We start from the raw sequence: 19,074 nt of genomic DNA, 5'->3' as shown, positions 1-19,074 counted from the left end.
CCAGCATGGTGCGCGCGATCAGCGGCGCCCGCTGTAGGTGGCCGGCGGCGAGTAGCTACGGGCGTAGGAAGGCGCCGTGGTCGTTACTGCGCGCGCCGGCGCGGCGGCGGCGCGGTATGCGCTGCTGCCCGTCGTGCTGGCATAGGCGCTGCGCGGGGCGTAGCTGGGGGCTGGCTTGGCCAACGTCACGGCCGTGGTGCTGGCCGGCTTGGGCGTGGCGGACGGCAGCACGGCAACAGGCGCCGCCGGGCGCGCCACCGGGGCCGCCTGCACCACGGTTTGGTGCACGATGGTCTTGTGCACGGTGGCGCTGGACGGCGCGGGCGCGGCATGGCCACCACCGCTGCTCGACTTGCCCAGAAGGTAGCCCAGGGCGCCGCCCGTCAGCAAGTCGGTCATGCCCGACTGGGCCGGCGCGGCATTGACGATGACGGGGGCCGCTGCCGGCGCTGTCGCGGCGTTGGGGTGGGTGGTTTGCGCCGGCGGCGCGTCGTGGCCGCAGGCGGTCAGGGCCAGGGCGGCCGCCAACATCAAGGACATCGAGCGATACGTGCGTTGCATAATGGCTTTCAGAGTGGAGGGAGGTGGTGCGCGGCCGAGTATAGGAGCGCTTGGCGCCAAACTTAGATTATTTGGCGCGCCCCTGACGGTCCCTCCTGCCCCTGCTAAGCCTGTTCCTCGAACAGGTGCTCGCACGTCTCGCAGCGCAGTTTCAGGCCTGGCTTGCCCCATACCTGTTGGTTGCACTGGCAGCGGTATTTCGAACGGTTGCTCTTGTTGGCCACGGCGCCCGAGGCGGTCAGCGCCGGCGGCGCCATCTGCACGCCGCTCTCAGCGGCCACGGCCACGGCCGCCGGCGGCAGGTTCAGGCCGAGGCCGGGCGCGGCGGCGCCGGCGGTGTACGGGCGCACGGTACTGAACCTGTCGTACCAGGATATTTTGAAATCATTGGTGAGCAGCTGGTCGCACACGGCCAGGAAGCGCCCGCCGGCGATCGGGTAGTCGGCCACCTTGTCGCCGGTCTTCTTGCCCCCTGGCAGGCCCGTCGAGGACGGCATGAGGCCTATCGCCTCCATCTTGTCGCCCCACTCCTTGTCGTGGTAGCGCCCGCGTCCTGGCGTGCCGTGCTGGTGCTGCCACAGGTGCGCCATTTCGTGGGCAATGGTGGCCATGATCTCGATCAGCGGCACGACGGCGAAGCAATCGGGGTTCAGCGCAATTTCATGCAGCTTGTCGCCCTGGTGGTTGCCGAAGCGCCCCGGCGAAAAATAGCCCATGGTACGGTCTTTGCGCTGCAACGTCAGCAGGCAGTCCGCCAGGCTTGAATCGAACAACGCTGCATTGAACGTGTCGTACACCAGCTGTAATTCGCCATAGACGACGGCCGTTTGCTTCATGGCTGGCCCAGCTGGTCGTCCAGCGGCAATGCCAACGGCTCATCGATGAAGCGCGCGTCGACGTCGATCACATCGCCGCTGGCGCGCGCCATCATCTCTGCAAGTTCTTGCGCCTGGCGGCGATACTTGGCTTGCAGCATAGCCGCAGCCTGCTGCGAACGCATAACTTCCAGGCCCGCATGCAGCAGGCCGATGTAGATGGGGATCATGATTTGTATTGTGCAATCCATTGTGAACCAGAATTGTAACAATAAATTGTAATGTGCAATACAAAATTGTAGCCCGCATGCATGCGCGCAGGGATGCGTTTGCAGGCGAGTGACCCGCATGGCCAATATGGGCGTCAGCCTTCGATTAGGCGGTATGATAGGCACCACCTCACACGTAGAGCGTGTTCATTCCAATACGATCTGCGTCCCTGTTTTTTCTATTTTTTGAAAGACTGCGATGAATATCGAAAATGGCACCAGGCACCATTGCGTGCACGAGGAATGCACTACGCTTTCCGAACATTTGAAGCGAACTTCGGCAGAATCTTACGTCGAGCGTTTTGAAAATGAATTTGACAATTATGTCGGTGGAATTGCTTCTGTCATTGCCCTTAGCGGAACAGCCGCTGCCAGGCCGTCCATTCAAGCGCTAGTGAATGCGTATCATGATCTGGGCCGGATTCCTTCGCCATTAACTGTTCCATCACCGGCTCACTTTAGCACCTTGCAGATGTTCGTCTTGATTACTGGCGCCAGCTTGGCGCATTCCGGTGAAGACGAAAGCCTGAAAATACTGGAACTAGGCGGCGCGGCTTAATCTGAATGACTGGCTATCCTCTGCGGCGTTTACTTATACGTGCCGCCGGCAGGGAATAGCCAGGGGAGAATACTGCTGTCCTACACGACCTTGACCATCACGTAGGCCCGGCCGTCCGGCTCGATCGAGATCACGCGCCCGACTGCACTCAGGTACTGTTTCATGGTGAGATTATCCTCGTGCACAGGAATGCCCTTGATGCCTGCGCCGTCTTGCACCGGCACGATGTAATCGCCAGGCTGGGCGTCCAGCACATTGACCGGTACCCGGCCCGCGATGGCGATGCGATCTACCTTCTCGCGCTCCGCTTCCAGCAAAGCATCGAAGGCCGCCATGGCGTCAGCATCCTGCTGCACAGCCGCAGTGTAGGCCGCTAGAGTATCTGCGTAGACCGCCTGCTTGGCGGCCCATTCGTCATCGCTGTCGCCAGCCTCGGTGACCACATCCTCGTATTCCGGGGGATTGGTGCCTGGAACAGGCTGCTGCGCGGTTGTTGTTTCACGGCGCATGGGCTGGATGGGTGCTGCGCCAGCTAGGGGATCTGGACGGCGTCCTACATTGTCGGCCCAAGAATCGCCGCCGACAAATGATGGGGCAGTTGATTTAATCGAAAACAATACGGTGCCAGCCCATTGATCGGTGATTTTATTGTCCGCGCTGATGCCGACAATTTGACCTGGCGCGACGTTCCCGCATGATGGGCTTTTGAAAATGTACTCGGCATAATCGTTACCCATCGTGTTGACAGTGCCCCGGTTATTGCTACTGCGGCCGGTAACTGAGTTCGCCTTCACAATCTGAGCGGCATTTGTGAGATTGCCCCATTCGCCATTACACTTGCGATAGCCGGTAGCGTCGACAATCGTTAATATATCGGTTCCTTCAACACCGGCTACGGCTATGACATTGATTGCCGAGGTGTCATTTGTCCCGACTTTGATAACAGGCATGTAGACTTGGCCATTGCCGGTAATGGAGAACAGTGTCGGGGTGAAGTTGCCAGAACCTACATCTCGTGCCTTAAACGACAGTTTGTACCCCAATGCGAATGGGCTGTTATTTTCAGCCACGGATACCAAGCCTTGGAAGAAACCAGCATAAGATATTCCCGTATTTCCCGACACCCCAATACGCAGGGCTTCTGCCTCTTGTTTCGCTGCCATTGAGTCCGCTTTTGGCGCACCTGCAAGGTACGACACAGAAGAAGTGATACCGTCCTGCGCACGCACTTCGACAAGACTATCAAAACTGGTGCCATTCAGTACCCCTGGAACTGAAGCAGGGCCCGTGCCACGGGAGCGCGGCGAACGGTAGGCGCTGCTAACTTCTGGCCCAACCGAGCTATCCCAGATTAGCGTACCTGTAACAGAACTGACAGCTGCTGGTGCAGCGTAAGTCACGGTCTGCATGCCCATCATTTGTAATGATGCCTGTGCATAAGATCCCGCTAAAAAGAAGAGATACACTGAAATTTCACCATTGGCTTCCTTGTAAGCAACAAAACGGACGTTGCTCGCCACAAAACGAGTAGTGTTCCAGTCTACCGACAAACCAGTAGCATCGTTACGGCTACCCAGAACAATAGTCATGGCTGTAAGTTCCGAGCCCAGCCAATTACCGATCATGGCGTCGATACGTAAGGATGCATATGTACTGAGGCCATTCCCCAGCATCGTTGCGAGCTTGAACAGACGCTGGCCTTGGCCACCTTGCATGAAGGTGTATCCATACTTGTTGACTGCTCCCACCGAAAGAGGTGAGGCAAGCGGCAAGCTCGGATCAAGCCAGGCTGGGTCAAATAAACCATTTGCATTCCCGACGGGCGATTTCCCGGGTGTCGGCACGATCGCGCCCTGGACGGTGACGCCGGCGATGGCCGCTTTTGCCGCCGCGTCGAGGTAGGATTTTTGAACGTTGACGGCTTTGATTAGCTCCGTGGTGGCTTGTGTCAGTTTACTGACGTCTTCTTCGAGGGACATGGTGGCTCCGGCTTGCGCGCAATAATAGGGAGCCGATTGTAACAATTTATTGTAATGTGCAATACAAAGTTGTAATGCTTTGCGCGTAAAAATGCGCGATAAACCCGCCATGGGGGCGTCTTGGGTAGGAAGGTGGGAGTCAGGCTGGCGAAAGGGCTTGCCTGCTAGATGGGTGCGGGCACAGCAGATCGCTGCACGGCGGCTGCGTGCAGCGATCTGAAGAGGATCATAAATAGTGCGGCGTGCGCGCCGCTGGCATTAACGAATGCGGATGAAGCGTGGTCCGGATTGCCTGTCGTCGTAGATATGCAAAATGGTCACGATCTCATCGACCGTATTGAGCTCGTAGACGACGATGTAATGCAAAGGATTCATCAACAGCTCACGGCTGCCAGGAATGCGGCCGACTCTTCCCATGCCGGGAAAGCTCGCCAGCGCGCCGACTTGCTTGTCGAATTCCTCATCGATGCCGAACGCGGCAACGGGGTCGCGCCGAGCGATGTAGAAGACAATTTTGTTTTTGTCTTCGACAGCCTCATCGAGCCATTCGATGGCCCAATCAGCCATCGACAGGCGCAGTCAGCATGTCCATCAGGCGGGCACGCGATTGCGCGAAGGCTTCGCCGTGCGATACGCGGGCGGCGCCTGGCTGACGCGCGCGCGCCATGCGTTCTTGAATTGTGGTGCGGATGTTCTCGTCATGGATACGCGATTCGATATCTTCAATTTCGCGTTCCAGTTCGTCGCCGGTTGGGCGGCGCAAAGTAGCGGTATTCATAGTGGTTGTCCTCCTGTGTACTGATGTCCATTGTAGCCCTAATCGACAACATGTTCAAAAAATGTGCAATTTAATAGTGCTGGCGCATAGTCAGGGCGATGCGTTGGCGCCACGCGCGGCTAGTTGAGGCGGCGGGCGACGCGTGCCAGGCGGCGAGGCCTGATGTACGTGGACGCTGTGCCCTCCCCTGCTCACAGCATATCGGCCGGCCATCTGGCGGCCGAATTTGGCTTAACGGGTGATTACTCTCCTAATCACCTGTTTACCATCGGGCCGGAAAACTGCGTAAAATTGACCGCATGGAAACTTCCCTTCGCCCTTGCCCCGCACCATTCCATAACGTAACATAACAAAAAATAACATAACATAACGTAACAATCACCTTCAAGGAATGGTATGGGCCGGGAATCGAGCATCACCTATGTACAAGTCGCCGCCATCGCCGACGCCATGAAAGCGGCCGGTGCCAATCCCACCTCGCGCGCCGTGCGTGAACGGCTGGGCAACATCGGCAGCATGGGCACCATCAATAAATTGTTGCAGACCTGGAAAACGGGTGAAGAGCATGCGGTCAACGCCTCCCTCACCCTGCCGGCGCCATTGCAGCGCGCCATCCTCGAATTCCTCGCGCAAGAACTGGCCGCTAGTACAGCCACGATCGAGGCCGAGCTGGTGGACCAATTGCAGGAAGCCGCCGACCTGGCCACGGAGAACGAGGCCCAGGCGAAGGAGCTCGATGCGAATGCAGAAGCGCTGCACGCCGCGCGTAATGAACTGGCCATCTTGCAGGGGCGCATACTCCAGGTCGAAGCCGAGTCGCTGACGACGCAGACGCAATTGGACAACGAGCGCCGCGCGGCCGAGGCGGTGCGTGCCGAGTTGACGAAGGCGCGTCACCAGTTGGAAGTGGTGCCGCGCATCGAGGCCGAACTGGTGGCGCTGCGCAATGAGGCGGCCAGCGAGCACGCCGGCCGGGTGGCGGCCGAACAGCAGGCAGCGGTATTGACCGCGCGCCTCGATGCCGCTGACACGCGCGCCGGCGACATCGAGGCGCGCGAGAAAACCGCCCTCGCCCGCATCGTTGAGCTGGAGCGGCAATTGAGCGGCGCCACGCGCGAGCTGGCCAACGCCAACTTGTCGGTGCAAGGCTGTCAGGCCCGGCTGGAAAGTGCCTCGCGTGAACTGGAGTCGTCGCGCAAGCTGTCGGCAGACGCGCGCGCCAATGAGCGCAAGGCGACGGAAGAGGCGGCCGAACTGCGCGGCATGCTGCTCAGCGATCGTACTGCCCTGGCCGACGTGCGCGCCCAGTTGGCCAAGGTACTCGCCCAGGGCGATGCTAAAACCTAACTGACCTACCTTGGGGAGGGCTATGGCTACCGAACTGACAACGTCGCAGGACCAGTCTGGAACCCGCCTTGTCACATCGGAGCCAGCTCCCCCTGCCCTCCCCCCTGGTGCCCTGACGCGCGCGGCCGACGATGATGGCATCGTTGCCTTGTGGCTGCGCCGCCCCAACCTTTCCCCGCGTACCGTGCGCAACGCCCGCAAGGAAGCCGAGCGCTTCGTGCTGTGGTTGCGTGCGCACGGCCTGAGTTTGCGCACCACGGCCTACGAGGACCTGCTCGCCTATGCCGCCTTTCTTGCCGACCCGGCGCCGGCGGACGACTGGATCAGGGCCGAGCGCTATCCGCGCAGCGATCCGCGCTGGCGCCCTTTCTGCGGTCCGCTGTCGCCGGCGTCGCAGGTCCAGGCGCTGACCGTGCTCAAGGGTTTATTCAGCTGGGCGCGCGCGGCGCAGTATCTCCCAACCAACCCGGCCAAGCTGCTGGGCAGCATGCGTGTGGTGTCGAATGAAGCCATCGAGCGCTTCCTGCCGCCGGCGGCCATCGCCTTCATGCTGCTGGCCGCCGAGCACATGCCAGCGTCGACGCCGTCAGCGGCATTGCGCCGCGCGCGGGCGCGCTTCCTGGTGCAGGCGTTTTACCTCACGGCCGTGCGCTTGTCCGAGCTGGCCGGCGCCGACATGCGCAGCGTGCGATGCGATGATGCCGGCGCCTGGTGGCTGCACGTTCTGGGCAAAGGGCGCCGCCACGGCAAGGTGCCGGTGCCGGCGGCGTTGCTCGATGAGTACCGTTGCTATCGGCTGGCTTATGGCCTGGCCGCCATGCCGGCGCCTGGCGACACTGTCCCCCTGGTACTGTCGTCGCGCGGTTCGCTGCGGCGCGCCAGTCACAACGCCGTGGCCGCCGCCATGAAGGTCATCATGCGCCGCGCGGTGCAGCTGGCGAACGAACACGGCCAGCATGAAGTCGCGCACCGGCTGGGTCAGGCTTCGACGCACTGGCTGCGCCATTCATCGCTGACGCACCAGCTCGACCGTGGCGTGCCGCTCAAGACGGTCCAACTGAACGGGCGCCATGCGAACATCGGCACGACCGGGCGCTACTTGCACAAGGAAGACGCCACCCGGCACGCCGAGACTGCGGCCGCCATCACGATAGTGCCCTTGCCGGCATCTTGAGCGCCGCGCGTATCAGCGCCAGGTTCGCCGCCGGCCCGCGCGGCAACTGCTTGCTCGCCAGTTCCGCCTGCCACTTCCTTTCGCTCGATGCGCGCTGGCGCGCTTCCATTGCCGTCGCCGCTTCGCGCTGCAACTGGGCGCCGGCAGCTTCCATGGCTGCCTTGATTGCCAGGCCCGGGCCGGTATCGTAGCCGAATGCCGAAATGCGCACCAGCGCCGCATAGGCCGCTTCCATGCTCGTGATCGGCGTGTGCCGGTGTTCTGCCTCGTAGGCGAACAGAAAGGCGGCTTGCAGCGGCAAGGGCACTTGGGCAAAACGCACCTGGTGCGACTGCCAGAATCGGCGCTGTTCACGCGCGCTCCAGTCGATCGCATCGAACAGTCCCGGGATGGCCATGCCGGCGGGCGTGAAGCGCCAGTAGCCTTGCTGATGTAGCTGGCGTTCGCGGTCCATTATTCGATTACCTCCGTCAACTTGCCCTTGGCCACGTCCGCGTACAGCACCTCCAACTGGCGCCCTGCGAGCGTTTCAACCTGGCCGGCGCATGATACCTCAGCCACCCCATCGAAGAAGCGGACCAGCAGGCCGGGTTTGGTAGCGTGGACGAATTTCTTGTGGCGGCACTGCTTGGCGATGGCGAGCATTGCCTTCGCTGGATCTGGTTCGTCACCACGCTCCAGCTGGGCAGCGCGACCCGCGTAATCAACCTTCTTCGGATTCGTCAGCATCGCCTGCAGGTAGCGGAATGCTCGACCCGGGCTGGCTGTACCGATCTTGGCCAGGTAGGGCTTGGCAACCAGAATGACGTGTTCGAGCTGGTAGCCGGCTTTGCGGGCAATGCCCAGCAGCTTGCAAATGCCGGTTGGGCTGATGCCTGTTTCGCCTGGGACGTGTTCAACGGCAGCGGGTAGCTTTGGGGGTTCGCCGTTTCGATTCTCAATCGAAATCTTCCGGAGATCTTTTTTCAAACTAAGATCAACGTATATAGCACCGTCGGACAATTCTGTCTCTTGCTCCAGTTCGGAGGCGGTCTTTTCCTTGGTCGGCAGATGCACCAGGGCGCACAAGTCGGGGGAGAGGCGATAGCGCTTTGCCTCGAACACGCCCCATTCGGATCGACCTTCACTCGCAGGGCTGGCCCATTTGAATTCATGAAACTGGCGCAGTGCACGTTGCACCGTTTTGTAGCTGACGTTCGCTTCCTCGGCCAGTCGATCGAGGCGTGCATGGATGATGCGCGTGCCGTTGGTTGCCGATGCGCGGGACACAAGCGCCTTCAGTACCAGCAGGGTGCTTTTGGTGATCGAGCGAAAAGTAGGGTGCGTTTCAACACGGACCAGGGCCGTTTGAATGGCTGTTGGGAGGTGCAAGTATGGTTTAATAACATCATCTAGGGTTTGAGCGCGCACAAGTATCTCCACATGGGCATAGATGCCACAAAGTGTTTGACGGTCGTACCACATGGGGATAAGATGAAGTTCTCAGGCATCACCTTGTCACCTTGAAGTACGAAATTCGTAGTCCAAAAAGCAAAAAACCCCGGCCTGCAAGCTGGGGTTTTTTCATTAGGGGGCTAGGTTTTCATAGCCGCGCCTCCTTAAACTCAATCATCTGAGAATTATTCCAGTAGAATAATTTATAAGTCATTGATTTTAATGGATATTTTAAGTATTTCATTCTTTGCTTTTTCCTTTTGCTGCGGCCTGGAAATACTCGACCATGGCATCGAGGGTGACGCTCGGGTCCAGCTCTGCCGCACTGACGCGGAAGGTAATAACACGGCCTTCAAGTTTTGCTGTGTACAGCTGGCGCCCTGCTGGGTCTGTAATTACCTTGGGCTTGGTTTTGCCTGGCTTACCAGATAGTAGTTTGGTGCGTGACTGAACCATCTGCAAAACCCACCCGCGAATTGAGTTCTCTTTCGCGTTTTCGTGCTTGATGCGAGCAACCGCCTTGGTAATTAAATCCGTCTCCGATGGGAGCTCAGCTAACAATTCATGAATCGCAGCAGATGCATTCATGCCGAAAAGGTCGAATTGCGATTCAAGTAAATTTAGGATTGGAGTTGGTAACTCAAGCATCGCAAGCCGTTTAGAAACTGACGCCTGTTTCGTCGCAAACATATGGGCGATATCGGCTTGGGTCTTGGCGAAACCTCTCTGTTTTGCGCGCTGATAAAGTTTAGCTTTGGCATAATCACTGTTGCCTTGAGTACCCTCGTTGTGGACCATTACCGATTTTTCGGCTTCAAGGTCGTCTTTCATTCCGACAACGAGTGCTTTAATTTTCGCCCAGCCAAGTGAGCGAGCGGCACGGATGCGACGATGGCCCGCGATCAGTTCAAAGCGACCATTGACCACTCGAACAATAATGTTTTCTTTTTGACCTGCACTGGCCATCGTATGCGCCAGGTCATCAATTCCTTCGCTGTTATAGCGATCGCGAGCTTCATCCTCTGGTTGAAATGGGCTGTCATCAACCATGTCAACATCGATCAGGCGAACGCTTTCATTTTCAACAAGCTCCCATTCTGCCTTCTGGGTAGCGTCAATGGTTAAAGCAGCCACAGGCCTATCCGCTAATGGCTGCAACTGTTGGGGCGCGGCCGCCCCAGATAATGTGTTAGCAAAATGAGGGGGGCTATTGATGTCCGGCGTGGGGGATATCACGCCGGCATTGACCAGGCCGGAAAACTTGACCTGCCTGCGCGCGCTTGCAGGTGGTTTTTCAGCATCTTGCGCCGTATCTGGAGTCAGGGGGGTGTTGCCTGTCATGCTGCTGCTGCCAATTCCGCCGATGGGGCTGCACTCATTTTTACATTGTAGAGTTTGATCAGCGCTTTTGTCACATCGATAATGTCACGGGCGCCTACGCTGTTTGGTTCTTTTTCAAGGACTGGGGCTGACTTAGAGAAGTCGCTCATATCCGTTTCACGTAAAAACCCAGCAAAGTCGCGGATAATGGTGTCGTTGAGATAGGGGGCATATTTTGAGCCCAATTTCTCAAGTGCATCATTGTGTGATTTATAAGTTTGGCGGTATCGATTTGCAATAATATGAAGGCCCAGTTTGGGCCCGGTGCGGCGGATCGATTGATTAATTTCCTCAATGTTGCCTTCAAGCACTTCGAGCGCAAGCACTGACTGAGCTTCTGGAATGACCACGGCCGTAATAATATTGCTCGCTGCCATAAAGGTAGTCGTCAGCAAGGAGGCGCCCGGGGCGGAGTCAATAATGATCACTTCATACTGTTTAAAGAATCCCGATTCTTGCTCCATTAGTCGCTGTAAAAGTGCTTCGCGGCCCATGGTCGAAATCATCCATGAATCATTTGCAAGCGTAATGTCAGCTGGGATAAGGTCAAGCATTCCGCCGGAATATACAGGAACGACCGCGTCATGGATTTGTGTCGGCTGAGCTTTAGATAGGCGCTCTAACAGGGTGCCAATATGGGTCAGCGAACGATTGATATCAAATCCTAGTTGCATGCTCAAGGACCCTTGGGGATCGCCGTCGATCACCAAAGTCTTGTAGCCGCACTGGGCAAAGCAAGTGGCTACGTTAGCGCTGACTGTCGTTTTACCCGTCCCGCCCTTTGACATGCGGAAGTTGATAATTGGCGGCAGCTCTCGGAACGCTTCTGCTACCAGGCCCGGTAAGATTTTTTGACGGATGCGTCGAATCTCAAGGGCGTGATATGTTTTGTGAGCACTGGTCGAGCCCACCGGAATGAGATCGCCGATTGCTTCTTTTGCAAGCTCGCGGAATTTTTTGTCTGGGCCGATGAAGCCAATGAATTCCTTGGCCAGCTTCAGGCGAACCCCGTGGAAGGGGCGCAAAACATTCTCAGGGGGCATTTTCCGCTTTCAAAAAAACTATTGTTTCAGCATATTATTCGTCGCAGTGCCTAATTGCAACTGAAATTCCAGAAAATTAGGCAAAACTTACAATTTTGGGTCAATGTTGTGGAATTGGGGCGCCTTCGGATGATTCGTCCAGCCGGCCTTGACGAGGTTGGCATGCCCACCTGGAGTGGAAGAACTTGCCCCCATAGAGCAAGTGTTCCCCTGGTTTCCCGCAAGCAGGGAAGGGGGTTAAACGCAAAAGCAGGCTTGCGAATAAGGAAGAGTGAGCCAAGGTTTTTTACTGTGCGCCCACTGTGGCAACTGCGTTGGCCTGTTGCCCCTTATCTATCGCGGAGCGAAGAGAGTCATGCCAGGTATCACGGCCGAAAATCCGAAACGCAGGCGCGCCACCATCCGTGCCGCGCATAAAGCCGCCGGCGTGCTCAAGCGGATCCAGGCGAGACGAATCCTCCCGACTTGCCGGCGCCTCGTCCGTTCCTGGCCCTGCCTGCAATGTGTCGAGCACGGCCAAAATATTGAATTCATCTTCCGGCGGGATGCCGGCGATTTCTGCCACCTTGGCATATACCAGCCCCAGGTTGTGCTCTACCGTCGTTTGTCCAATGTCGTTAAATATGCCGCGGATCTGGTCGATGCAGGCATCGGCCTGTACCGGGTCAATGCCGTCTTCCGACACGGTCCCTTCCAAAAGGATGGAGGCCGCCTTATCCATGATGGACTGTTGGAGCCGGTTGCGCTCTTCTGCCTGCTCCAGGTGACGGATGATTTCGGTTGCAGGCGGCAAGTGGCCGGCCCGCAGCAGTTCGATGAGATTTGTCATGAAGTGCAGTCTTTGAGGTAGTTGTCGAAGGTGGCGAGCAAGTCGCGGCGGTAGCCGGCCAGCGTGAGCGCCGTCATGGCGTAGCCTTCACTGGCGACCAGCTCGCGCAGTTCCAGGAGGGCATTAAGGGCGGGGTTGTCAGGCGGGGTGCGTGGCCTGGTGCGCGGCACTTTGCCGCGCACGCTTGCTGTTGCTGGCATGCGCTAAGCCAGCATATCGCTGCGGCAGCCTAGAGGTGCTGGGTACGGATACATGATATTCAGGCCGACGAGGGCGATGCCGACGACAAGCAGCACCTGGGTGTAGAGGCGTTTCATTGCGGGTTCCATTGGTTGAGCGCTGGGTAGGGTGGGTTTCCCCGCGTCGGGGGATGGGAAATGCTGTACGGTCATTGGCTTTGCCTAAAGTGTTGAGCGCCTGGCCGGCGGCTGGGCGCGGCCCATGGCACCAACAGTCAAGGCAACGTCCCCATGCTTCCCTGGCAAGTAAAGCGGCAAGCGGAATGCCTGACCGCCACTACGTGGTGAGCTGCCTTGACTGTTGGCCCTCAAAAAGAGGTGGCCAGAGCAATTTATTGCCAGCAGGATACTACAATTAAAAATTACAATGACGCAAGCGTTTAGCAATAAAATATTGCAATTCTCACCAATAATCACGCTCTGCGGATCAGGTTTTACAACGACTTGGAATAGGTCTTGATGGAAACGATTGGATAGTGCAAAGTAAGCGCCCGTTTCTTTGTATTAACTATTTTGTAGAAAAGGCAAGACTATGCGGCGCAGTATTTTGAATGGGCACAGCCACGGTGCCATCGATATTTCTCGTATGACAGTTGCAGAAGCACGGGCTACTCTGCTTGGTGCTTTTGACAAAGCATCACTGTCATCGAGGTTGTACCTGGTCAACGTGGCATTGACGCTGAACGCTGGCGACGAGGCGGCGCCGGCGGCGCCAGTACGGGAAATTATTGCGAAGAGCGCAACGCCAAAGCTGCGCCTGGTCTAGCGTTAGTGCGTGCCATTGGCCTTGTGTGGCAGGGCTTCCGGGGGTAGTTTCTCGGCATTTATCAGAGAGGCGCGCAATTGCTTGCGGCCCGTTTCACTCAGTTCGCGGACATGAGTGATGAACTCAGCCTCATCGGCTTGAAGGTACATAAGAAAAAACTTGGGTGGAGGCGGCGGCGGTGGTTCATTGGGGGTGCCAAATTTCAAATACTCTGGCGTTACCCCTAAGTAATCGGCGACAACACGCAGGATACGGTCGCGGGGAAACTGACTGCCTGCGAGCCATTTATTTACTGCTTGCGGTGTGCAATTGACATTGCGCGCGAGATCGGATTGATTACCTCCGTTCTTGCGTTCTAAGGCAGCTGCAAGTCTTTTCGAGAACTCGACGGTCGAGTCATTTTCATACTTAGTCATTATGGATAGTTTACAACGATAGTTGTCAGTTTACGCTACAACAATTCGTTGCAGTTTCATGGGTATAACTGTAATATTTCGGTTAACTCATTTACATAGGGAAACAATGCTTGAATCTGGGATAGCAACAGCGGCAAGACTGGCCAAGGCGCAGTCGGCCCAGGAAAAAGGCGTGTCGGCGTTAGACAAGGGGCAGTCTGCGCTGGCGCGATTGTTGGGCTGCACGCCGCAGTGTGTGCAGCGATGGGTAGAGCAAGGTTTTGCCACGCCGAAGCGCTGCAAAGACATCGTGAAGGTACTCGATGGGCGCGTCACGCTGGCTCAACTCAACCCGGCCATTTTCGGCGATTTGAAACTCGCTTAATTTCACAGATATCACTACTACGCATTAAATAGGGACGCAATGATAGACCAAAGCGAAACAAGCGACGCCGATTTGGCATTCAGCCGGGTGCTCAACTTCAACTCGTGCTCAGTATCGCCGGAAATTCTGGAGCAGTCACGCAAGAATAACGCCCATTTCTTGCAGGCCATCGACAAAACAACAGCGGTGGCCATCGCCGAAATGATGGGGGTTCATGAATCCACCATATCGCGCCTCAAGTCGAGCGGAACCCTGTCGCTGGTGTGTTTGGCGATGGCATGTGCGGGGATGAAGGTGGTGCCGGCGGAAGCGATCGTCTACCTACAGCCAGAGCAGTACAAATAAAACATCGGCAGGAAGACTGCCCGCTCTACAGCGTGCGTAAACGCTGGACAAAAAAAAGCCCGGCGGCAACCGGGCTTCTTCTTACATTTCTTAACTACCATGACAAAAAGAACTTTACCACAGCCCGTTGATCGGTGCCAGAAACTCGTCCTTGATCAACTACTGGAAGTGGCTACCCCGCTGACGGCCGCGCAAATCGGCAATGCCGTCCGCGCGTCGCATGCTTTCAAGGCGATGGAGATTCGCGGGGCCCTGCAGGCTTTGGAGGAAACTGGCCACATTGCCAGTGACCTGTCGCCAGGCGCACGGTCGATCGTCTTTTTTATTGCAGGCCGGCCACCGTCGTGCTGCTCCGTTATTCCCGCCACCCAGGCGCCGCCAATCGGCATGCCAGTTCGTACCTGGTTTTCGGACTTGGGAGTGGCGGCATGAACGCGTTTGAACATTTCATTGCTCAGCAGGATGTCATGGCAGCACGCGGTGGAGGCAGGCCGAAGCGCGCCGCCGTCTTTACTGGTGTCCGTGCGGACTCTTCAACGGAGGTTTCCGCCCTGGAGCTGGTCAAGGAAAATCCCGATATTGCCGTCGGCGATATTGCCACTGCCCTTGGCGTTGAATCCGAATCGCTCTATCCCGTACTGCAGCGGCTGCGCCGTAGTGGAAAAATCGTCTCTGCTGGTCGGTGCACGCGCGGAAACAAGTGGAGGGCGGTGTAATGCGCATGGGATACGTGAGTACCACGGACAGGTATCGGGAGCGCACCGCTGCCATGCGCCCGTCCGTTAGAAGTAAGCAGAAATGTGCCTGCGGGAAAGAGGCGCCGGCAAAGCAATTGCACCAGTACGGCAAGTGCGTGGTGTGCGCGCGCCGCCCAACAGCAGCTGCGGGAGGCGTATGAAGCGTTCTTCCATGGCGCTCGGCACGACCGGCCTGACCCGTTCGCCGATGCCCTCCCGCAATACTCCCCTCAAGCGTACCGCGATGGTCGCCAGTTCAACCCCCCTCGTGCGTTCCCCCTTCCCATCGACGGGCGGCCAGCTGGCCCGCACGAGCGCCATGAGCTGGTTAAAGACCGACGGCACGGCAACGGCGCCGCGCATGCGACGGATGCGCACGCGCGGTCCAAAAATGACACCCATCAGGCGTTCAGCCAAGGGCGAGGATTGCACACTGAATTTCGCCGGCATCTGCCGGAACAACACCGACACAACGGTCTGGTGCCATTCCAACCGGCTGATCGACGGGAAGGGGATGGGCATCAAAGCAAAGGACGAGGCCGGGTGCTATGGCTGCGCGCAATGCCACGCGTTCCTCGATGGCGGCTGGGCGTCTTTCCCAGATTGGACCTATGACCTGGTCCAGGATCATTTTGAAGTAGCGCGGGCAAAAAGCCGGCCGATTTTGAAGCACAAAGGATTGATTGCAGATGAGTATAGCAAGTAGAAATAGCGCCCATTGCCGTAAGGATGGGCGACGATGAATCATAGTTTCGATATTGAACATGCTTCAAGCTACGGGGTTATCGAGGCTATTTTGATCGGCAACTTCCAATTCTGGATTGCGAAAAATAAGGCGAACGGCGTCAATTTCCGTGACGACCGGACCTGGACCTACAACAGCGTGGAGGCGTTCTCGCAGCTGTTCCCGTACCTGACAAACAAGCAGATTCGGTACTCCCTGGAAAAGCTCACCAAGCTGGAAGTATTGGTGACAGGCAACTACAACGAGCGTGCTGTCGACCGCACGAAATGGTATGCCTTTTTTGACGAATGCAAATTCCTTCCGGGGCAACTGCATTTGCCGAAATTGGCAAATGGAACTGCCAAACGTGGCAAATCACTAGATACAGATGTAAACAAAGATGTAAACGCAGATGGTGGGCGCGCAGAGGGGAACATCGCAGCGAAGGCAGTCCGCGCTACGCGCCTCCCCCCCACCTTCGTTCTTCCCAAGTCATGGGGGGAATGGGCGCAGGCCAAGTATCCGGACTGGAGCGTCGAGTACATCCGGGAAGTGGGCGAAAAATTCCGCGACCACTGGAGCGGTGTCGGAGGACAGAAGGGAGCCAAGACCAACTGGGATGGCACCTGGCGCAACTGGTGCCGTAACGAAGGCGGCCCGAAGTCCGGCAGCAAGCGGGGCGATCAGGCTTGGCGTGCAACGGACGAAATGAAGCTGGCCAAGGGCCGGGAATTGAACATGGCCCCGCTGGTGGGCGAGTCGATGTATGCATTCGAGCAACGACTGTACGCGGCGATCGACAACGGCGGCGTGCCGCCCGCGCCGCCGCGCATGAGCAGGGTAGGGATTGCTGCCGAAGCACTGCCACCGGCCGGCACACTTCCCGATGACGTGCGCGCCCAGCTGCGCTCGCTGACGGGTAAAGCAGGACCTGTAAAACGAGAAGCAAAACCAACCACTGAGGAGGAACGAACAGCATGAGCACCACATCACAGGATCTGCCGGACACCACCGGAGCTAACCAACTGCTCGACTGCGTCCGCGAACGCATGGGCGTGAAAAACGATGCGGCCCTGTGCCGCGCCTTGGAGGTGGCGCCGGCTGTCATCAGCAAGATTCGTCACGGCAAGCTGCAGGTGACATCGCGCATGATGATCCGCATGCACTTTCGCTCCGGCCTGTCGATCGCTGAAATCTTTGCCCTGCTGGGCTTGGAAGCGAAGTGAACTGCGAGTTCTGCCTCTTCCTGACCGGGCGCTTTGACGCCCATCGGGAGTGCTGCCAGCGACGACTTCTGGCCGGCGCGCCAGCGCATGCCCGTCAAGCAGTGTACGACCGGGTCCGAAATGCGGAGGGGGAAGCAGCATTGGCAGAACTCAAGCAACAGGTTCGGGCCGAGTACCAGCGGCAGCTGGCTTACAAAGCTCGAATTGCCCAGCAGCAGCACGACCAGGTAAAAGCGAAGGGACGCGAGGAATCGGCGGCCCTGCTCAAGAAAATCAAGGAAATGAACATGAAGCCATCTACGCCCCAGCACCACGGCGCCAACCAGGCCCCCAAGGAGTTTGCTTAATGGCTATGCGTGCGCGTGCCATCGCGCCACCGGCGCCGCCGCCGGCGCCGAAGAAACGGGTCCGCCATGGCCTTGCGTGTAACGTCGTCAGCATTTTGTCGAAATCAGCCGCCGTGCAAGAGGAAATTGACCACGCGATGCGCCAGCCGCTGACCGACTTGCACCGCATCGAATCATGCCTGCGCTACTGGACGGCCTTTGTGCAGATCAAGTGCCACCAGGCACCACATGAGGCATGGTCGCCGTTGTGCGAGGCCATCAACATTGGGCTGCTGCTGTGTGAGGACGGGATTGGGGCCGAGTACCAAGAGCTGTTCATCGAAGCTCAAGAGGCCATATTCCGGGCGTCCGCGCGAGGCTTCCGTCTTGGCACTTTCCGGCTTGATGGCCCTGCCATCGCCACGATACCGCAAGCTCTTGTGGTGGCTGACGCCCAGCTTGAGGTGGCACTCCGCGGTGATTTAGCGCGGGCAGAGCGCACCATGATAGAACGCATCAACGAAGGCAACTTTTTCAAAGCCGCGCCCCTTGCGGCTTGACCGACAGACCATTTCACCTCACAAGCACAACATGGCATTTGACGAGAGTTTGAAACGATTACGTGAAGCGGCCCAGGAACATCCTGTGGATGGCCGCCATCGCCATCACTCCCACCCTGACGCCTGCATTGTTCGCCGGCGTGACTTGGATGAGTTGCTGCGGCACTTTGATCGTGTTGACGCTGAATCGCGCATGACTTATCCGCCGCACAGGGCGCAGCTGGCCCAGGCGCTCGCCCACCTAAGCCCAGTGATGGACGAACTGGAGCAAGCACTACACCGCATGGGTCCACCACGATGAAGCTGCCGGAATCCAATTCGCGCGGCGAGGCCATCCTGATCGCCTTCTTGCGCCGAGGGCCGATGACGATTTACCAGGGCGCCGAAGCCCATGGCGAGTTTCCCAACCGCACCCTGCCGATGGGGATCAACCACGCTAAGATGGTCGAGCTGTACACCAGCCTAGTGACGAAAGGTTGCCTGGTGAAGGAGGGGATCATGTACCGGATCACCGACCTTGCCCGCTCGTTGCTCGAGCAGAAGCTGCGCGAACCACAAGCACCAAGTTCGATCGTGCCGGCGCGCGTGCGCAATTTCTTTGCCAAGCCCCTGTTCCTCGGCTATTCCCCCATGTTCCCATGGCGAATCAGCCTGTAGCTGCCGATAATCTAAGTTTTTCAAGAACCGCATTTAGACTGCCCTCCGTTGATAATGGAGGCGGGCTGAATGAAATCGAAGGATCCGGTTGTACAACATTGCTGGGATTGGGTGCGCTGGTGCGAGACGCGCCACTTCTACATCAAGTCCGTGAGCCATGGCGTGCTGGGTGCTGTCGCTTCAGGCGGCGGCTCCGGTCGTGAGCCAAACGCCCGCAATGACCCTGACATGCAATATTTCAACATGGCCGTGCACACGCTGCGCGACGTGGCGAAGTACCAGCGCGAGTGGCTGGCCTTCGAATGCTTCTACCTCAAGCCACATCAGGTGGTGAAACGCACGGCGGACCAGCTGGGCGTCGGCTTGCGTACCTATTACGACCTGGTGCGGCGCTTCGGCCACCGTGCATTCAAGCTCTACCCCAGCCTCAAGCGGGCGCACCAGGATATGCAAGCGAGCACCGCCAAGCACGTTGCCCTTGCCATCGCTGACGAGGACTGACCGCGTCATGCCCGGCCACCATCTCATCCACGCCAATCGCCAACC

Annotated in this window: 29 protein-coding genes; 16 read left to right on the top strand and 13 right to left on the bottom strand. The window is 58.0% G+C overall.

What is annotated here, in order from left to right:
* Positions 1-18: 18 nt before the first annotated feature.
* The 3 genes from HDE72_RS25450 to HDE72_RS25440 form a co-directional block, all read right to left on the bottom strand.
* Entirely contained in the window at positions 19-561 is a 543-nt protein-coding gene (locus HDE72_RS25450; protein WP_183747834.1) for a hypothetical protein, read from the bottom strand.
* A 104-nt stretch (positions 562-665) separates the two neighbouring features.
* Positions 666-1,397, bottom strand: a complete 732-nt coding sequence (locus HDE72_RS25445) for a SprT-like domain-containing protein (RefSeq protein WP_183747831.1) — start codon at positions 1,395-1,397, stop codon at positions 666-668.
* On the bottom strand, positions 1,394-1,606 hold the full coding sequence (locus HDE72_RS25440) for a hypothetical protein (RefSeq protein WP_183747829.1): 213 nt from the start codon (positions 1,604-1,606) through the stop codon (positions 1,394-1,396). The genes HDE72_RS25445 and HDE72_RS25440 overlap by 4 nt, the downstream gene beginning before the upstream one ends.
* 238 nt (positions 1,607-1,844) lie before the next feature.
* Here HDE72_RS25440 and HDE72_RS25435 point away from each other — a divergent pair, with 238 nt between their 5' ends.
* Positions 1,845-2,204 (top strand): hypothetical protein, encoded by a 360-nt coding sequence (locus HDE72_RS25435; protein WP_183747827.1) that lies wholly within the window; start codon positions 1,845-1,847, stop codon positions 2,202-2,204.
* An 80-nt stretch (positions 2,205-2,284) separates the two neighbouring features.
* Here HDE72_RS25435 and HDE72_RS25430 read toward each other — a convergent pair whose 3' ends face one another.
* From HDE72_RS25430 to HDE72_RS25420, 3 genes are all read right to left on the bottom strand, one after another.
* Positions 2,285-4,294: a hypothetical protein gene (locus HDE72_RS25430; RefSeq protein ID WP_183747826.1), complete on the bottom strand. Its 2,010-nt coding sequence runs from the start codon at positions 4,292-4,294 to the stop codon at positions 2,285-2,287.
* A gap of 147 nt (positions 4,295-4,441) precedes the next feature.
* Positions 4,442-4,750 (bottom strand): type II toxin-antitoxin system RelE/ParE family toxin, encoded by a 309-nt coding sequence (locus HDE72_RS25425; protein WP_183747824.1) that lies wholly within the window; start codon positions 4,748-4,750, stop codon positions 4,442-4,444.
* Positions 4,743-4,961, bottom strand: a complete 219-nt coding sequence (locus HDE72_RS25420) for a hypothetical protein (RefSeq protein WP_183747822.1) — start codon at positions 4,959-4,961, stop codon at positions 4,743-4,745. Before HDE72_RS25420 ends, HDE72_RS25425 begins: the two co-directional genes overlap by 8 nt.
* 396 nt (positions 4,962-5,357) lie before the next feature.
* Between HDE72_RS25420 and HDE72_RS25415 the strand changes: the two genes are divergently transcribed.
* Both HDE72_RS25415 and HDE72_RS25410 read left to right on the top strand, forming a co-directional pair.
* Positions 5,358-6,308: a DNA-binding protein gene (locus tag HDE72_RS25415; RefSeq protein ID WP_183747820.1), complete on the top strand. Its 951-nt coding sequence runs from the start codon at positions 5,358-5,360 to the stop codon at positions 6,306-6,308.
* A 148-nt stretch (positions 6,309-6,456) separates the two neighbouring features.
* Positions 6,457-7,482: a tyrosine-type recombinase/integrase gene (locus tag HDE72_RS25410; protein WP_183747818.1), complete on the top strand. Its 1,026-nt coding sequence runs from the start codon at positions 6,457-6,459 to the stop codon at positions 7,480-7,482.
* On the opposite strand, the gene HDE72_RS25405 is transcribed toward HDE72_RS25410, so the two are convergent.
* The 6 genes from HDE72_RS25405 to HDE72_RS25380 form a co-directional block, all read right to left on the bottom strand.
* Complete coding sequence (locus HDE72_RS25405; protein ID WP_183747815.1) at positions 7,454-7,936, bottom strand: hypothetical protein; 483 nt, start codon at positions 7,934-7,936, stop codon at positions 7,454-7,456. The two genes, HDE72_RS25410 and HDE72_RS25405, sit on opposite strands and share 29 nt — an antisense overlap.
* Positions 7,936-8,946 (bottom strand): hypothetical protein, encoded by a 1,011-nt coding sequence (locus HDE72_RS25400; RefSeq protein WP_183747812.1) that lies wholly within the window; start codon positions 8,944-8,946, stop codon positions 7,936-7,938. The genes HDE72_RS25405 and HDE72_RS25400 overlap by 1 nt, the downstream gene beginning before the upstream one ends.
* A gap of 210 nt (positions 8,947-9,156) precedes the next feature.
* Positions 9,157-10,257: a ParB/RepB/Spo0J family partition protein gene (locus tag HDE72_RS25395; RefSeq protein WP_183747809.1), complete on the bottom strand. Its 1,101-nt coding sequence runs from the start codon at positions 10,255-10,257 to the stop codon at positions 9,157-9,159.
* Entirely contained in the window at positions 10,254-11,339 is a 1,086-nt protein-coding gene (locus HDE72_RS25390; RefSeq protein ID WP_183747806.1) for a ParA family protein, read from the bottom strand. The genes HDE72_RS25395 and HDE72_RS25390 overlap by 4 nt, the downstream gene beginning before the upstream one ends.
* A 286-nt stretch (positions 11,340-11,625) precedes the next feature.
* Entirely contained in the window at positions 11,626-12,168 is a 543-nt protein-coding gene (locus HDE72_RS25385) for a hypothetical protein (protein ID WP_183747803.1), read from the bottom strand.
* Positions 12,165-12,368, bottom strand: coding sequence for a hypothetical protein (locus tag HDE72_RS25380; RefSeq protein WP_183747800.1), 204 nt, complete (start codon positions 12,366-12,368; stop codon positions 12,165-12,167). Before HDE72_RS25380 ends, HDE72_RS25385 begins: the two co-directional genes overlap by 4 nt.
* Before the next feature lie 571 nt (positions 12,369-12,939).
* On the opposite strand from HDE72_RS25380, the gene HDE72_RS25375 reads away from it, so the two are divergent.
* Positions 12,940-13,173 carry a hypothetical protein gene (locus HDE72_RS25375; RefSeq protein ID WP_183747797.1) on the top strand — a complete coding sequence of 78 codons (234 nt, stop codon included), beginning with the start codon at positions 12,940-12,942 and terminating at the stop codon, positions 13,171-13,173.
* A gap of 2 nt (positions 13,174-13,175) precedes the next feature.
* Here HDE72_RS25375 and HDE72_RS25370 read toward each other — a convergent pair whose 3' ends face one another.
* Positions 13,176-13,589, bottom strand: coding sequence for a helix-turn-helix domain-containing protein (locus HDE72_RS25370; protein ID WP_183747794.1), 414 nt, complete (start codon positions 13,587-13,589; stop codon positions 13,176-13,178).
* 106 nt (positions 13,590-13,695) lie between these two features.
* Here HDE72_RS25370 and HDE72_RS25365 point away from each other — a divergent pair, with 106 nt between their 5' ends.
* The 12 genes from HDE72_RS25365 (at position 13,696) to HDE72_RS25310 (ending at position 19,029) form a co-directional block, all read left to right on the top strand.
* Positions 13,696-13,953: a YdaS family helix-turn-helix protein gene (locus tag HDE72_RS25365; protein ID WP_183747791.1), complete on the top strand. Its 258-nt coding sequence runs from the start codon at positions 13,696-13,698 to the stop codon at positions 13,951-13,953.
* 39 nt (positions 13,954-13,992) lie between these two features.
* On the top strand, positions 13,993-14,298 hold the full coding sequence (locus tag HDE72_RS25360) for a hypothetical protein (RefSeq protein WP_183747788.1): 306 nt from the start codon (positions 13,993-13,995) through the stop codon (positions 14,296-14,298).
* Positions 14,299-14,397: 99 nt separating this feature from the next.
* On the top strand, positions 14,398-14,730 hold the full coding sequence (locus HDE72_RS25355; protein ID WP_183747785.1) for a hypothetical protein: 333 nt from the start codon (positions 14,398-14,400) through the stop codon (positions 14,728-14,730).
* A complete protein-coding gene (locus HDE72_RS25350) occupies positions 14,727-15,014 on the top strand; it encodes a hypothetical protein (RefSeq protein ID WP_183747783.1) in 288 nt (95 codons plus the stop codon). Before HDE72_RS25355 ends, HDE72_RS25350 begins: the two co-directional genes overlap by 4 nt.
* A 178-nt stretch (positions 15,015-15,192) precedes the next feature.
* Complete coding sequence (locus HDE72_RS25345) at positions 15,193-15,741, top strand: nuclease domain-containing protein (RefSeq protein ID WP_183747780.1); 549 nt, start codon at positions 15,193-15,195, stop codon at positions 15,739-15,741.
* Positions 15,742-15,774: 33 nt separating this feature from the next.
* The gene (locus HDE72_RS25340) at positions 15,775-16,740 is read left to right on the top strand and encodes a hypothetical protein (protein ID WP_183747777.1); all 966 of its coding nucleotides are present in this window, start codon (positions 15,775-15,777) and stop codon (positions 16,738-16,740) included.
* Positions 16,737-16,985, top strand: coding sequence for a hypothetical protein (locus HDE72_RS25335; RefSeq protein WP_183747775.1), 249 nt, complete (start codon positions 16,737-16,739; stop codon positions 16,983-16,985). Before HDE72_RS25340 ends, HDE72_RS25335 begins: the two co-directional genes overlap by 4 nt.
* On the top strand, positions 16,982-17,332 hold the full coding sequence (locus tag HDE72_RS25330) for a hypothetical protein (protein ID WP_183747772.1): 351 nt from the start codon (positions 16,982-16,984) through the stop codon (positions 17,330-17,332). Before HDE72_RS25335 ends, HDE72_RS25330 begins: the two co-directional genes overlap by 4 nt.
* Positions 17,332-17,871, top strand: a complete 540-nt coding sequence (locus HDE72_RS25325) for a hypothetical protein (RefSeq protein WP_183747769.1) — start codon at positions 17,332-17,334, stop codon at positions 17,869-17,871. Before HDE72_RS25330 ends, HDE72_RS25325 begins: the two co-directional genes overlap by 1 nt.
* 31 nt (positions 17,872-17,902) lie before the next feature.
* On the top strand, positions 17,903-18,172 hold the full coding sequence (locus HDE72_RS25320) for a hypothetical protein (protein ID WP_183747765.1): 270 nt from the start codon (positions 17,903-17,905) through the stop codon (positions 18,170-18,172).
* The gene (locus HDE72_RS25315) at positions 18,169-18,528 is read left to right on the top strand and encodes a hypothetical protein (RefSeq protein ID WP_183747762.1); all 360 of its coding nucleotides are present in this window, start codon (positions 18,169-18,171) and stop codon (positions 18,526-18,528) included. The genes HDE72_RS25320 and HDE72_RS25315 overlap by 4 nt, the downstream gene beginning before the upstream one ends.
* Positions 18,529-18,597: 69 nt before the next feature.
* Positions 18,598-19,029 carry a hypothetical protein gene (locus tag HDE72_RS25310; RefSeq protein WP_183747759.1) on the top strand — a complete coding sequence of 144 codons (432 nt, stop codon included), beginning with the start codon at positions 18,598-18,600 and terminating at the stop codon, positions 19,027-19,029.
* Positions 19,030-19,074 lie beyond the last annotated feature (45 nt).

This window comes from Janthinobacterium saanense, assembly GCF_014200675.1.
In the GTDB taxonomy this organism is placed as follows: domain Bacteria; phylum Pseudomonadota; class Gammaproteobacteria; order Burkholderiales; family Burkholderiaceae_D; genus Janthinobacterium.
This window is presented reverse-complemented; position numbering and strand designations above follow the sequence as displayed.

Excerpts from the sequence above, each read along its gene's own strand:
- HDE72_RS25450 (WP_183747834.1), bottom strand. The coding sequence starts at position 561 with ATGCAACGCACGTATCGCTCGATGTCCTTGATGTTGGCGGCCGCCCTG.
- HDE72_RS25445 (WP_183747831.1), bottom strand. The coding sequence starts at position 1,397 with ATGAAGCAAACGGCCGTCGTCTATGGCGAATTACAGCTGGTGTACGAC.
- HDE72_RS25440 (WP_183747829.1), bottom strand. The coding sequence starts at position 1,606 with ATGATCCCCATCTACATCGGCCTGCTGCATGCGGGCCTGGAAGTTATG.
- HDE72_RS25435 (WP_183747827.1), top strand. The coding sequence starts at position 1,845 with ATGAATATCGAAAATGGCACCAGGCACCATTGCGTGCACGAGGAATGC.
- HDE72_RS25430 (WP_183747826.1), bottom strand. The coding sequence starts at position 4,294 with ATGGCGGGTTTATCGCGCATTTTTACGCGCAAAGCATTACAACTTTGT.
- HDE72_RS25425 (WP_183747824.1), bottom strand. The coding sequence starts at position 4,750 with ATGGCTGATTGGGCCATCGAATGGCTCGATGAGGCTGTCGAAGACAAA.
- HDE72_RS25420 (WP_183747822.1), bottom strand. The coding sequence starts at position 4,961 with ATGAATACCGCTACTTTGCGCCGCCCAACCGGCGACGAACTGGAACGC.
- HDE72_RS25415 (WP_183747820.1), top strand. The coding sequence starts at position 5,358 with ATGGGCCGGGAATCGAGCATCACCTATGTACAAGTCGCCGCCATCGCC.
- HDE72_RS25405 (WP_183747815.1), bottom strand. The coding sequence starts at position 7,936 with ATGGACCGCGAACGCCAGCTACATCAGCAAGGCTACTGGCGCTTCACG.
- HDE72_RS25400 (WP_183747812.1), bottom strand. The coding sequence starts at position 8,946 with ATGTGGTACGACCGTCAAACACTTTGTGGCATCTATGCCCATGTGGAG.
- HDE72_RS25395 (WP_183747809.1), bottom strand. The coding sequence starts at position 10,257 with ATGACAGGCAACACCCCCCTGACTCCAGATACGGCGCAAGATGCTGAA.
- HDE72_RS25390 (WP_183747806.1), bottom strand. The coding sequence starts at position 11,339 with ATGCCCCCTGAGAATGTTTTGCGCCCCTTCCACGGGGTTCGCCTGAAG.
- HDE72_RS25385 (WP_183747803.1), bottom strand. The coding sequence starts at position 12,168 with ATGACAAATCTCATCGAACTGCTGCGGGCCGGCCACTTGCCGCCTGCA.
- HDE72_RS25380 (WP_183747800.1), bottom strand. The coding sequence starts at position 12,368 with ATGCCAGCAACAGCAAGCGTGCGCGGCAAAGTGCCGCGCACCAGGCCA.
- HDE72_RS25375 (WP_183747797.1), top strand. The coding sequence starts at position 12,940 with ATGCGGCGCAGTATTTTGAATGGGCACAGCCACGGTGCCATCGATATT.
- HDE72_RS25370 (WP_183747794.1), bottom strand. The coding sequence starts at position 13,589 with ATGACTAAGTATGAAAATGACTCGACCGTCGAGTTCTCGAAAAGACTT.
- HDE72_RS25365 (WP_183747791.1), top strand. The coding sequence starts at position 13,696 with ATGCTTGAATCTGGGATAGCAACAGCGGCAAGACTGGCCAAGGCGCAG.
- HDE72_RS25360 (WP_183747788.1), top strand. The coding sequence starts at position 13,993 with ATGATAGACCAAAGCGAAACAAGCGACGCCGATTTGGCATTCAGCCGG.
- HDE72_RS25355 (WP_183747785.1), top strand. The coding sequence starts at position 14,398 with ATGACAAAAAGAACTTTACCACAGCCCGTTGATCGGTGCCAGAAACTC.
- HDE72_RS25350 (WP_183747783.1), top strand. The coding sequence starts at position 14,727 with ATGAACGCGTTTGAACATTTCATTGCTCAGCAGGATGTCATGGCAGCA.
- HDE72_RS25345 (WP_183747780.1), top strand. The coding sequence starts at position 15,193 with ATGAAGCGTTCTTCCATGGCGCTCGGCACGACCGGCCTGACCCGTTCG.
- HDE72_RS25340 (WP_183747777.1), top strand. The coding sequence starts at position 15,775 with ATGAATCATAGTTTCGATATTGAACATGCTTCAAGCTACGGGGTTATC.
- HDE72_RS25335 (WP_183747775.1), top strand. The coding sequence starts at position 16,737 with ATGAGCACCACATCACAGGATCTGCCGGACACCACCGGAGCTAACCAA.
- HDE72_RS25325 (WP_183747769.1), top strand. The coding sequence starts at position 17,332 with ATGGCTATGCGTGCGCGTGCCATCGCGCCACCGGCGCCGCCGCCGGCG.
- HDE72_RS25320 (WP_183747765.1), top strand. The coding sequence starts at position 17,903 with ATGGCATTTGACGAGAGTTTGAAACGATTACGTGAAGCGGCCCAGGAA.
- HDE72_RS25315 (WP_183747762.1), top strand. The coding sequence starts at position 18,169 with ATGAAGCTGCCGGAATCCAATTCGCGCGGCGAGGCCATCCTGATCGCC.
- HDE72_RS25310 (WP_183747759.1), top strand. The coding sequence starts at position 18,598 with ATGAAATCGAAGGATCCGGTTGTACAACATTGCTGGGATTGGGTGCGC.